This is a genomic window from Paracoccus marinaquae (genome assembly GCF_018860165.1).
GTDB classification, from domain to species: Bacteria; Pseudomonadota; Alphaproteobacteria; order Rhodobacterales; family Rhodobacteraceae; genus Paracoccus; species Paracoccus marinaquae.
This window is the reverse complement of record NZ_JAHKNG010000064.1, coordinates 1-11755: the sequence shown is the minus strand read 5'-3', so window position 1 is coordinate 11755 and position 11755 is coordinate 1. Positions and strand designations below refer to the sequence as shown.

The following is an 11755-nucleotide window of genomic DNA, read 5'->3' as shown; positions in this document are numbered from 1 at the left end:
CCACATCCGCATTGCCCTCATGAACCGCTTCAACGCTCTCGGCCAAGCGGAGATCGAACGCGTCGCCTAAGATCGCGGGGGAAAGGCGCAAGCTCGGCTCAAACCGGCGTTCTGCAACAACGCCGATACGCACCGGAACGACAGCCATGCCGCGGAAGTTATTGAGATTATTGCCACTAGATGGGCAAAATTGGAGCGGGTGAAGGGAATCGAACCCTCGTCTGGAGCTTGGGAAGCTCTCGCTCTACCATTGAGCTACACCCGCGACGCTGATCTGACTACTGGTTCGGGGCGACGGCTGCAAGCGCAAACCGCCGCGCGAGGTTGCCGTGGCCGCGCGTGTCAGGAATGGGTCACCGGATCGATCAGCACGCGATGGCCGGGGTCGGTTTCACGATAGACCGAGGGGCCGGCGACATGGCCGACCGGGTGGATCGGTGAGGGGATCGGGCGGAAGTTCAGATCCTCGCTGATCATCCTGTTGCGCGGATCGGCCACCGGCACCGCCGACATCAGCTGCCGGGTATAGCTGTGCTGGGGATTCTCGAAGACCTGACGGCGGCTGCCGATCTCGACGATCCGGCCCAGATACATCACGCCCACCTGATGGCTGACGCGCTCGACCACGGCCATGTCATGGCTGATGAACAGCATCGAGATGCCCAGATCCTGCTGCAGTTCCATCAGCAGGTTCAGCACCTGCGCCTGCACCGAGACATCCAGCGCCGACACCGCCTCGTCGGCGACGATCAGCTTGGGGTTCAGGGCCAGCGCCCGGGCGATGGCGATGCGCTGACGCTGGCCGCCCGACATCTCGTGCGGATAGCGGCGCATGAAGCTGCGCGGCAGTTCCACCCGGTCGAACAGCGCGGCGATGCGGTCCTCGCGCTCGGACCGGCTGCCGATGCCGTAATTCTGCATCGGCTCGGCCACCTGATCGTAAAGCTTCATGTGCGGATCGAGGCTGGCAAAGGGATCCTGGAAGATCATCTGCATGTCGCGCCGGGCGTGGCGCAGGGCCGATGGCGACAGCCCGAGGATGCTGTCGCCATCCAGCTCGACGCTGCCCGACTCAGGCTCGACCAGGCGCAGGATCGAGCGGCCGCAGGTGGATTTCCCGCAGCCGGATTCGCCCACCAGCGACAGGGTCTCGCCGGCATTGATGGTAAAGCTGACATCCTCGACCGCGTGGACATTGGCGATGGTGCGGCGCAGCACCCCGCCCCTGACCGCGAAACGGGTGGTCAGGTTCCTGACCTTCAGCAGCGGCCGGGGATCGGCGGATATGACCGGCTGCGGCTCGGCCACGGTGCCGTCGCGCATCAGCCGCATCATCTCGGGCGCGGGCTTGCCGGTCATCTCGCCCAGCCGCGGCACGGCGGCCAGCAGCATCCGGGTATAATCCTCGCGCGGGGATTCGAAGATCTGCTCGACCGGGCCTTCCTCGACCTTGTCGCCGCGATACATGACCACCACCCGGTCGGCCATCTGCGCCACCACCGCCATGTCATGGGTGATGAACAGGACGGCAATCTGCTTTTCCCTCTTCAGCCGGCCGATCAGGGCCAGGATCTCGGCCTGGATGGTCACGTCCAGCGCCGTGGTCGGCTCGTCGCAGATCAGCAGGCGCGGCTCGCAGGCCATGGCGATGGCGATGACCACGCGCTGGCGCATCCCGCCCGACAGTTCATGCGGATACTGATCCAGCCGCCGCTCGGGCTCGGGGATGCGGACCTGTTTCAGGATCTCCAGCGCGCGGGCGCGGGCCTGATCCCGGGTCATGCCGCGATGGGTGATCAGCCCCTCGGTCAACTGGTCGCCGACGGTGAAGACCGGGTTCAGCGCCGTCATCGGCTCCTGGAAGATCATGCCGATCTGGTTGCCGCGGATGTCGCGCATGGCGGGCGTCGGCTGCTGCGCCAGATCGATCATCCTGCCGTCGCCCGGATCGAACATCAGCCGCCCGCTGGCAATGGTGCCGCCGCCGAATTCCACCAGCCGCATCAGCGACAGCGAACTGACCGACTTGCCGGACCCGGATTCGCCGACCACGCAGACGCATTCGCCGGGCCTGATGTCGAAGCTGACATCCTTGACGCCGACGACCACGCCATCATTCGTCTCGAACTCGACCCGCAGCCGTTCGATGGAAACAAGCGGCTGTTCATCCAGCATCGGGGCGCCTCCGGTTCTTTTCCGAGGGAAGGCTAACCCTCGCGCGACAAATGTCAAAGCCGGAATTTCGGCTTCCACGGCGCGCGATAAGTCTTGCTTTCTCAACGGGCTTGGTTTGAAACTGCTGCATTCCGCAGGGATGGCGGCGGTGGAAAAAATCGCGGCCAGGCACGCGAAAGGCCAGGAAGATCGAGACAAGACAGGGACATGCGCCGATCCGCGTGCCGAAGCCCCGGCGGGCTCCCATACCCGACAGGAGAGTTTGATGAAAACCAGAACCTTACTGATGGGCGCGGCGGCGGCTTTGGCGCTGGCCCCGGCAGCCTGGGCCGAGCGCGGCAGCGACGGCCATGTGAACCTGATCTATTGGCAGGCGCCCTCGACGATGAACCCCTATCTGTCCTCGGGCACCAAGGATCAGGAGGCCGCCAGCCTGGTGGTCGAGCCGCTGGGCCGCTATGACGAGAAGGGCAATATGGTGCCCTTCCTGGCGCAGGAGATCCCGACCGTCGAAAATGGCGGCGTGTCCGCGGATCTGACCACCATCACCTGGAAGCTGAAGGAAGGGCTGAAATGGTCGGACGGCACGCCGGTCACCTCGGCCGACGTCAAGTTCACCGGCGAATACTGCATGAACCCCGATGGCGGCTGCGCGCAGCTGGCCAAGTTCGAGGGCGTGAAATCCATTGAGGCGCCGGACGATCTGACCATCGTCGTCACCTTCAACGAACCCAAGCCCTATCCCTACGGCCCCTATATGGGCCAGCAGTCGCCGATCCTGCAGAAGGCCCAGTTCGAGGGCTGCGCGGGCGCCGCCGCCTCGACCTGCACCGATCAGAACTTCAATCCGATCGGCACCGGCCCGTTCCGGGTGACCGAGTTCAAGACCAATGACGTGATCTCGCTCGAGGCCAATCCCGAATACCGCGACCCCGAGAAGCCGGCCTTCGCCACCGCCACGCTGAAGGGCGGCGGCGATGCCACGGCGGCGGCGCGGGCGGTGCTGGAAACCGGCGAGTTCGACTATGGCTGGAACCTGCAGCTGGCGCCCGACGTGCTGGCCAGCATGGAGGCCGCCGGCAAGGGCGAGCTGATCAGCGCCTTCGGCACGCTGGTCGAACGGATTATGGTGAACATGACCGATCCCTCGCCCGATCTGCCCGAGGGCGAGCGGTCCACCACCAAGAATCCCCATCCGATCCTGTCGGACGAACGGGTGCGCCGGGCGCTGTCCATGGCCATCGACCGCAACCTGCTGACCGAGATCGGCTATGGCCAGACCGGCCGGGCCACCTGCAACCTGGTGCCCGCGCCCGAGATCTATGCCAGCACCGACAATACCGAGTGCCTGACCCAGGATGCCGAGGGCGCGAAGGCCCTGCTGGACGAGGCCGGCTGGACCGTCGGCGGCGACGGCATCCGTGAAAAGGACGGCATGAAGCTGAAACTGCTGTTCCAGACCAGCGTCAACGCCGTGCGTCAGGATTTCCAGGCGCTGATCAAGCAGTGGTGGTCGGAAATCGGCGTCGATACGGAACTGAAGACCGTCGATGGTTCGGTCTTCTTCGGCGGTGACGCCGGCTCTCCCGACACGTTCCAGCGCTTCTATGCCGATGTCGAGATGTATGCCAACAACTTCGACGGCGCCGATCCCGAGGCCTATCTGGCCCAGCAGACCTGCGACAAGGCACCTTCGCCGGAAAGCCAGTGGCAGGGCGAGAACGTCAGCCGCTATTGCGATCCCGAATATGACCGGCTGATCGGCGAACTGGGCAAGACCGGCAATATAGATGAACGCGCGGCGCTGGCCAAGCAGTTGAACGACATGCTGACCAAGGACAGCATGGTGGTCGTGCCGCTGGTCGACCGGGGCCGGGTCTCGGCGCGCTCGAACAGCCTCGGCGGTGTCAAGCTGAACACCTGGGACAGCGAATTGTGGAACGCGTCCGACTGGTATCGCATCCAATAGGACCCAAAACGGGGCGGCCCTTCCCGAAAGGGCCGCCCTGCCGGCAACACCATCAATCTGGAAACACTCCGATGACGAAAGCTCTCGTATCAGCCTTTGCCCTTCTGGCCGCCACCCCCGCCCTTGCCGAGCGTGGCGCCGATGGCGACCTGAAAGTTCTCTACTGGCAGGCGGCGGCGGTGCTGAACCCGTATCTGTCCACCGGCGCCAAGGATATCGACGCCGCCTCGATGGTGATCGAGCCGCTGGCGCTGGTCGCCAATGACGGCTCGCTGATCCCGCAGCTTGCGGCCGAGATCCCGACGCTGGAGAATGGCGGCATCGCGGCCGATTTCAGCCATGTCATCTGGAAGCTGAAACCCGATGTCCTGTGGTCGGATGGCAGCCCCTTCACCGCCGAGGATGTCAAGTTCACCGCCGATTACTGCCGGGCGCCCGATTTCGGCTGCGCCGTGCTGGCCGAGTTCGACGGGATTGACTCGGTCGAGGTGCTGGATCCGCTGAGCGTGAAGATCAATTTCTCCTATCCGAAATTCGTGCCGCTGCAGGCCTTTGTCGGCGGCCGCACCCCGATCCTGCAGAAGGCCCAGTTCGAGGGCTGCACCGGTGCCGCCGGCGCCAGTTGCAGCGACCAGAATTTCGCGCCGATCGGCACCGGCCCGTTCCGGGTGACGAATTTCGTTCCCGGCGACGTGGCGCAGTTCGAGGCCAATCCGAATTACCGCGACCCCCAGAAGCCGGCCTTCGCCACCGTCACCATCAAGGGCGGCGGCGATGCCATGTCGGCGGCGCGGGCGGTGCTGGAAACCGGCGAATACGATTTCGCCTGGAACCTGCAACTGGATCCCGAGACCGTCAAGCGCATGGAAGCCGCCGGCAAGGGCGCGGTCTATGCCAGCTTCGGCACCATGGTCGAGCGGATCGAACTGAACCAGAGCAACCCGTCCTCGTCGCTGCCCTCGGAGGAACGCTCCTCTGCCGCCCATCCGCATCCCTTCCTGACCGATCCGGCGGTGCGCAGGGCGCTGTCGATGGCCATCGACCGGCCGCTGATGACCGAACTGACCTATGGCCCCGCCGGCAGCCCGACCTGCACCATCACCCCGGTGCCCGCCGCCTATGTCAGCGAGGACGTGACCTGCCTGACCCAGGATATCGAGGGCGCCAAGGCGGTGCTGGAGGAAGCCGGCTGGATCGCCGGCGCCGACGGCATCCGCGAAAAGGACGGCGTGCGGCTGGAGATCCTGTTCCAGACCACGGTGAACGCGGTGCGGCAGGACGTGCAGGCGATGGTCAAGCAATGGTGGTCCGAGATCGGCGTGGCGACCGAGCTGAAGACCGTCGAGGGCTCGTCCTTCTTCGGCGGCGATCCCGGCAATCCCGATTCGCTGGCCCGGTTCATGGCCGATGCGCAGATGTACACGGACGCCTATTACCTGCCCGACCCGGCTTCGTTCCTCGATGAGTTCACCTGCGCCAGCATCCCCAGCCCGGAAAGCCAGTGGCAGGGCAGCAACTCGCTGCGGTTTTGCGATGCGGCCTTCGACCAGCAGATGGCGCAGATGCACCAGACCTCCGACCCGGCCGAGCGTCAGCGCATCGCCCGCGAGATGGCCGATATCGTGGCCATCGAGGGGCATTACATGCTACCCCTGATCCATCGCGGCATGGTCTCGGCGCGGGCGAATTCGCTGGCGGGCACGGTCCCGAACGGCTGGGAAGGCTCGCTGTGGAACGTGGCGGACTGGTCGCGGGCCGAATGACGCGAGGATCGGGACGGAGGCGCCGATGCTGAACTTTACCATCCGCAGGCTGCTTCTGGCTGTCCCGACGCTTCTGTTCATCTCGCTGGTGATCTTCCTGCTGCTCGAAATCTCGCCCGGCGATCCGTTGGGCGATGTGCCGCTGACCGTCCCGCCCGAGGTGAAGGAAAAGATGCGCGAGGCCCTGGGCCTCGGGCAGGCCTGGTATATCCGCTATGCGTTGTGGCTGAAGCAGTTCTTCTGGATCGAGCCGCTGCACTGGTTCGACCAGGTCTTCGGCACCGGCTATGCCGAGGGCGCACAGCGGATCATCAGCTTCCAGTCCCGCAGCCCGGTCTTCGACGTGATCGCGCAGCGCCTGCCGCAGACGCTGATCGTGGTCGGCATGTCCTATGTCATCGCCGTCCTGATCGCGATCCCGATCGGGATCATCTCGGCCTACCGGCAATATTCGTGGATCGACCAGCTTGGCACCTTCGTGTCGATGATCGGCTTTTCGATGCCCACGTTCTTCACCGGCGTGGTGATGATCATCGTCTTCGGGGTCAAGCTGCAATGGTTCCCCTCGGTCTATGACACCACGCTGCAGGTGCGCGACTGGGACAGCTTTCTGGCGCAGGTGCGGCAGATGGTGATGCCGGTGACGGTCCTCGCCTTGTTCAACGCCGCACAGATCAGCCGCTTCATGCGCGCCTCGATGCTGGACAATCTGGGGCAGGACTATGTCCGCACGGCCCGCGCCAAGGGCCTGAGCGAAAGGACGGTGGTGCTGAAACATGTGCTGAGAAACAGCCTGATCCCGGTCGTCACCGTGATCGCCTTGGGCCTGCCCACGGTCTTCGGCGGCGCGCTGATCACCGAGCAGGTCTTCAAGATCAACGGCATCGGCCAGCTGCTGATCACCGCCATCTACGCCAATGACATCCCGATGGTGCTGACGGTGACCTTCCTCTTCGCCATCCTGATCGTGGTCTTCACCCTCATCGCCGATATCCTCTACGGCGTTCTCGACCCGAGGATCCGCTATGACTGAGACCGACCGCCAGCGCGCCCTCGACACGGCCGAGCAGGTCGACGCGACCGCCGCCGCCGCCGCGGTGGTCTCGGGCCTGCCGCCCGACGATCCGGTCCATGCCGGCGGCGAGACCCGCAGCCAGTGGCGCGATGTCTGGCGGCAGTTCCGCAGCCACAAGGGCGCGATGGTGGCGCTGGTGCTGTTTGTCGGCGTGCTGCTGTTCGTCTCGGTCGGGCCCTATCTCTGGACCATCGACCCGACCTATGTGGACATCCGCGCCCGCAATTCGGGCTTTTCCGCCGCCCATCCCCTGGGCACCGACCAGTTGGGCCGCGACATGCTGGCCCGGCTGATGGCGGGCGGGCGTGTCTCGATCGCGGTCGGGCTGACGGCGATGATCATCGCGGTCACGCTGGGCAGCTTCATCGGCCTGGTCTCGGGCTATTTCCGCCGCCTCGACGCGCCGCTGATGCGGTTGACCGAGCTGTTCCTGGCGCTGCCCCTGCTGCCGCTGCTGCTGTTGATGGTGACGCTGTTCCGCGAGCCCCTGTCGCAGAATTTCGGGCCGGCCATGGGGATCTTCATCCTCATTGTCTCGGCCATCGGCGCGACCAGCTGGATGCAGGCGGCGCGGATCGTGCGCGGCGACGTGCTGGGCCTGAAGGAACGCGAGTTCATCCTGGCCGCGAAATCCATCGGCACCCCGCCGCGCCGGATGATCCTGCGCCACATCCTGCCGAATGTGCTGTCGCCGATCATGGTCGCGGCCACCTTGGGGATCGCCACCGCGATCATCACCGAAAGCGCGCTCAGTTTCCTCGGCCTCGGCTTTCCGCCTGATTTCCCGACCTGGGGGCGGTTGCTCTTTGATGCGGTCGATCAGATGGTGCTCTATCCCAGCCGGGTGATCCTGCCGGGGGTGCTGATCTCGCTGACGGTGCTGTGCGTGAACTATATCGGCGACGGGCTGCGCGACGCCATGGACCCGCGCATCCGCGGCCGCTGAGATGCGGGGGCTTTGCAGGGCGGGGCTTTTCAGCACCTGACATTTCCATTATTGTCGAAATATGGAAATGAATCGCGCCCTCGACTGTTTCACCGCCCTCGGGCAGCCCATGCGCCTGTCCGTCTTTCGCCTGCTGGTGCGGGCGGGGGGCGAGGGCATGGCCGCCGGCCAGATCGCCGAGGCGCTGGAGGTGCGCGAGAACACGCTTTCGGCGAATCTGTCGGTGCTGTGCAATGCCGGGCTTCTGGCCCGGCGGCGCGAGGGCCGTTCGATCCGCTATTTCGCCGATCTGACCACCATGCGGCACCTGGTCGATTACCTGCTCAGCGACTGCTGCGGCGGTAATCCGGCCATCTGTCGCCCCGCCATCAACAGCCTCATCACCTCTCCGCTTCCCTACCCATCAAAGGACGACAGGATGCGCGACGCCCCCTTCAACGTGCTGTTTCTCTGCACCGCAAATTCCGCCCGCTCGCTGATCGCCGAGGCGATCCTGAACGCCGACGAGTCGGGGCGTTTCCGCGCCTTCTCGGCCGGCTCGCACCCCGCCGGCCGGCCCAATCCGCGCACCCTCCGGCTTCTGGACCGGCTGGGCCATGACCTGAGCGGCATCCGCTCGAAAAGCTGGGACGAATTCGCCGGCCCGGACGCGCCGAAGATGGATTTCGTCTTCACCGTCTGCGACAGCGCCGCCGGCGAGGTCTGCCCGGTCTGGCCCGGCCAGCCGATGAGCGCGCATTGGGGCCTGCCCGATCCGGCAGCGGTCGGCGGCAACGACGCCGAACAGGCGGCCGCCTTCAACCGCACCCACAAGATGCTGGCGACACGGCTGTCGGCCTTTGCCAGCCTGCCGGTCGGAACGCTGGAACGGAAATCGCTGCAGGCCGAACTCGACAGGATCGGGCGGGCGCAGGACTGATGGGCTATGATCTGAACCGCCGCCTGTTCGCCGAGGCATTGGGCACCGGCATCCTTGTCGCGGCCGTGGTCGGCTCGGGCATCATGGCCGAGACGCTGACCGGCGACCGGGCGCTGGCGCTTCTGGCCAACACGATCCCGACCGGCGCCATCCTGATCGTGCTGATCACCATGCTGGGGCCGGTCTCGGGGGCGCATTTCAACCCGGCGGTGACGCTGGTCTTCACCCTGCAAGGGGCGCTGGCGCCGGGGGTGGCGCTGGCCTATGTCGCCGCCCAGATCAGCGGCGGCCTGCTGGGCACCGGCCTCGCCCATACCATGTTCGAGATGCCGCTCTGGACCCCGTCGCCCACGCCGCGCACCGGTAGCGGCCAGTGGATCGCCGAGGCCGTGGCCAGCTTCGGCCTGATCGGCGCCATCCTCGGCGGGCTGCGCCTCCGGCCCGAGGTCGTGCCGGCACTGGTCGGCCTCTATATCACCGCCGCCTACTGGTTCACCGCCTCGACCAGCTTTGCCAACCCCGCCGTCACCCTCGCGCGGGCACTGACCGACAGCTTCTCGGGCATCCGCCCCGCCGATGCGCCGGGCTTCATCGTCGCGCAACTAATCGGTGCCACCCTTGCCGGGGCCGTCTTCGCCTGGCTCTACGCGCCCGCCCGCAGGGAGACCGCATGATCGTCATCCATCACAACCCTGCCTGCGGCACCTCGCGCAACGTGCTGGCGATCATCCGCGCCTCGGGGACCGAGCCGGTGGTCATCGACTACCTGACCGAAGGCTGGACCCGGCCGCAGCTTCTGGCGCTGTTTGCGGCGGCCGGCCTCAGCCCGCGCGAGGCCCTGCGCGGGACGAAATCCCCCGTCGCCGAACTGGGCCTGCTGGAACCGGGCACCAGCGACGAAGCGATCCTTGACGCGATGCTGGCCCATCCGGTGCTGGTCGACCGCCCCATCGTCGCCTCGCCCAAGGGCATCCGCCTCTGCCGCCCCTCGGAAACCGTGCTGCCGCTGCTGGACAAGCTGCCATCCGGTCCGCTTTACAAGGAGGACGGCCAGATGATCCTGAACGAAAGGGGCGAAATCCGTGACTGACCTGCCGAATGTCCAGCCCGACTGCTTCCTGCCCCCGGACCACGCCCGCCTGTTCCCGGCAGGCCGCAGCAGCCATGCCCCGCGCATCCTGCTGCTCTACGGCTCGCTCCGCGCCCGCAGCTTTTCGCGCTTTGCCGCCGAAGAGGCCGCCCGCATCCTGACCGCGCTTGGCGCCGAAACCCGCAGCTTCGACCCGCACGGCCTGCCGCTGGTCGACGAGACCGGCGCCGATCACCCCAAGGTCGCCGAACTGCGCGATCTGGTCGGCTGGTCCGAGGGCCTGGTCTGGTCCTCGCCCGAACGCCACGGCGCCATGTCCGGGCTGATGAAGACCCAGATCGACTGGATCCCGCTCTCCCTCGGCGGGGTCCGCCCGACCCAGGGCAAGACGCTGGCGGTGATGCAGGTCTGCGGCGGCAGCCAGAGCTTCAACACCGTGAACCAGCTGCGCATCCTCGGCCGCTGGATGCGGCTGCTGACCATCCCCAACCAGTCTTCGGTCGCCAGGGCATGGGACGAATTCGACGATCAGGGCCGCATGAAGCCCTCGGCCTATTACGACCGCATCGTCGATGTGATGGAGGAACTGATGCGCTTCACCCTGCTGACCCGCGACATCCGCGATCATCTGGTCGACCGCTATTCCGAACGCGTCGAAAGCCACGCCGCCCTGTCGGCGCGGGTGAACCAGTCACAGGCGGTCTGAGCAGAGGCCGGGCGCCGCTGCAAGATCGCGGGGGGTTGACCACCACTGTCTCACGACATTTGCCGCTCAGTCCTGCCAGGAACGCCGCGGCATTTCAAACTTGCCGACATCAGGTTAAGGCGGTGTCGTCAAGAGCCCATAGCCGCCGTTGGACCCGACAATCCAAATCACCTACGGTGCAGTGACAGCAGCGAGGCGAAGATTTGAAACAACCAAAAATTGCTATCGGCATCACAACCTATGAAGACATTTCCTCGGTAGACACTGGACTTGCTGTTTATGAACTGCTCCTGGAGTTTGGGGGGAAGCTACAGCCAGAGTTCGTCAACTGGCACGAACCTGTGAACATACCCGTGGCGGATCGAGAAACGTGGAGCCGTTATTGGTCTATCGACGTCACAACCAAGATAGAGGGGGCAGCCACCGAGTTCAAATTCGGCCCAGTTTGGCGGCGCAAGACATCGCTGGCAAGCACAGGAACAGTGACCCACGGGGATCTTTCCGGGCGTGACGCCTCTTCGACATTCCAGCTTTCCGCCAAGATGGCCGGTAGCGTTGATTGGCTTCAACTTTTCAGCAAGTTATGCTCTGTCTTGAAGCCTGCCTATGGCATGCTGCACTGCTTTCCACCCGAAGAAGTCAAGAGACTTGATTACCTGAGTTTCGATGGACCTGTTGCGGGTGAGATCGCCTTCACTGCTCGCGTGGCCTCCGATGGAAACCTTGTCAGACCAGACATGCGGCGGCGAACCTTTCCACGTCAGTTCACCTATCTGCCAGAACTCTCGTGGGCCAATTACTTCGGCCCAGAATGGGCGGGCACATACGATGCAGAGGGAGTGATTGGCCGGGCGCATAGGGCGTGGCGTGACGAAAACGGGGTTCTCATTCAGGTTTCCGAAAACTTCGCTGACGTTTCGAAGAACCGTGAGACGTTCAACAAGCAGCGCGACCTGCTTCGGCCATGCTTTGTGCCGGGGACATTGGGAGTGTCCGATCTTTTGTGTATGATTGATCGGGTCCATGCTTCACCGAAAGGAAGCATGTATGACGATCTCCAAGGAAATTCTGGACGAGTTGCTGAAAGGCGTTGAGCGCCCGGAGGACCTGCT

At 65.0% G+C, this 11755-nt stretch carries 10 protein-coding genes and 1 tRNA gene; 9 read left to right on the top strand and 2 right to left on the bottom strand.

The window, feature by feature from the left end; all coding sequences use genetic code 11:
- Positions 1–191 precede the first annotated feature (191 nt).
- Together KNW02_RS19215 and KNW02_RS19210 are read right to left on the bottom strand one after the other, a co-directional pair.
- Positions 192–265 (bottom strand) — tRNA-Gly (locus KNW02_RS19215).
- A 77-nt stretch (positions 266–342) separates the two neighbouring features.
- Entirely contained in the window at positions 343–2175 is a 1833-nt protein-coding gene (locus KNW02_RS19210; RefSeq protein WP_216034807.1) for an ABC transporter ATP-binding protein, read from the bottom strand.
- A 265-nt stretch (positions 2176–2440) separates the two neighbouring features.
- On the opposite strand from KNW02_RS19210, the gene KNW02_RS19205 reads away from it, so the two are divergent.
- The 9 genes from KNW02_RS19205 (at position 2441) to KNW02_RS19165 (ending at position 11737) form a co-directional block, all read left to right on the top strand.
- The gene (locus tag KNW02_RS19205) at positions 2441–4144 is read left to right on the top strand and encodes a peptide ABC transporter substrate-binding protein (RefSeq protein ID WP_216034806.1); all 1704 of its coding nucleotides are present in this window, start codon (positions 2441–2443) and stop codon (positions 4142–4144) included.
- Positions 4145–4215: 71 nt separating this feature from the next.
- Positions 4216–5907, top strand: a complete 1692-nt coding sequence (locus tag KNW02_RS19200; RefSeq protein WP_216034805.1) for a peptide ABC transporter substrate-binding protein — start codon at positions 4216–4218, stop codon at positions 5905–5907.
- A gap of 25 nt (positions 5908–5932) precedes the next feature.
- The gene (locus KNW02_RS19195; protein ID WP_216034804.1) at positions 5933–6940 is read left to right on the top strand and encodes an ABC transporter permease; all 1008 of its coding nucleotides are present in this window, start codon (positions 5933–5935) and stop codon (positions 6938–6940) included.
- Positions 6933–7928, top strand: a complete 996-nt coding sequence (locus KNW02_RS19190) for an ABC transporter permease (RefSeq protein WP_216034803.1) — start codon at positions 6933–6935, stop codon at positions 7926–7928. The genes KNW02_RS19195 and KNW02_RS19190 overlap by 8 nt, the downstream gene beginning before the upstream one ends.
- 67 nt (positions 7929–7995) lie before the next feature.
- Positions 7996–8847 (top strand): metalloregulator ArsR/SmtB family transcription factor, encoded by an 852-nt coding sequence (locus tag KNW02_RS19185; RefSeq protein ID WP_348524789.1) that lies wholly within the window; start codon positions 7996–7998, stop codon positions 8845–8847.
- Positions 8847–9521, top strand: a complete 675-nt coding sequence (locus KNW02_RS19180; RefSeq protein WP_284438407.1) for an aquaporin — start codon at positions 8847–8849, stop codon at positions 9519–9521. Before KNW02_RS19185 ends, KNW02_RS19180 begins: the two co-directional genes overlap by 1 nt.
- Positions 9518–9937, top strand: a complete 420-nt coding sequence (gene arsC / locus KNW02_RS19175) for an arsenate reductase (glutaredoxin) (protein WP_216034801.1) — start codon at positions 9518–9520, stop codon at positions 9935–9937. The genes KNW02_RS19180 and arsC overlap by 4 nt, the downstream gene beginning before the upstream one ends.
- Complete coding sequence (gene arsH / locus KNW02_RS19170) at positions 9930–10643, top strand: arsenical resistance protein ArsH (RefSeq protein WP_348524788.1); 714 nt, start codon at positions 9930–9932, stop codon at positions 10641–10643. The genes arsC and arsH overlap by 8 nt, the downstream gene beginning before the upstream one ends.
- A 203-nt stretch (positions 10644–10846) precedes the next feature.
- Positions 10847–11737, top strand: a complete 891-nt coding sequence (locus KNW02_RS19165; RefSeq protein ID WP_216034800.1) for a hypothetical protein — start codon at positions 10847–10849, stop codon at positions 11735–11737.
- Positions 11738–11755 lie beyond the last annotated feature (18 nt).

Bases quoted from the DNA above. Each gene is read 5' to 3' on its own strand.
- KNW02_RS19210 (WP_216034807.1), bottom strand. From the start codon at position 2,175: ATGCTGGATGAACAGCCGCTTGTTTCCATCGAACGGCTGCGGGTCGAG.
- KNW02_RS19205 (WP_216034806.1), top strand. From the start codon at position 2,441: ATGAAAACCAGAACCTTACTGATGGGCGCGGCGGCGGCTTTGGCGCTG.
- KNW02_RS19200 (WP_216034805.1), top strand. From the start codon at position 4,216: ATGACGAAAGCTCTCGTATCAGCCTTTGCCCTTCTGGCCGCCACCCCC.
- KNW02_RS19195 (WP_216034804.1), top strand. From the start codon at position 5,933: ATGCTGAACTTTACCATCCGCAGGCTGCTTCTGGCTGTCCCGACGCTT.
- KNW02_RS19190 (WP_216034803.1), top strand. From the start codon at position 6,933: ATGACTGAGACCGACCGCCAGCGCGCCCTCGACACGGCCGAGCAGGTC.
- KNW02_RS19185 (WP_348524789.1), top strand. From the start codon at position 7,996: ATGAATCGCGCCCTCGACTGTTTCACCGCCCTCGGGCAGCCCATGCGC.
- KNW02_RS19180 (WP_284438407.1), top strand. From the start codon at position 8,847: ATGGGCTATGATCTGAACCGCCGCCTGTTCGCCGAGGCATTGGGCACC.
- arsC (WP_216034801.1), top strand. From the start codon at position 9,518: ATGATCGTCATCCATCACAACCCTGCCTGCGGCACCTCGCGCAACGTG.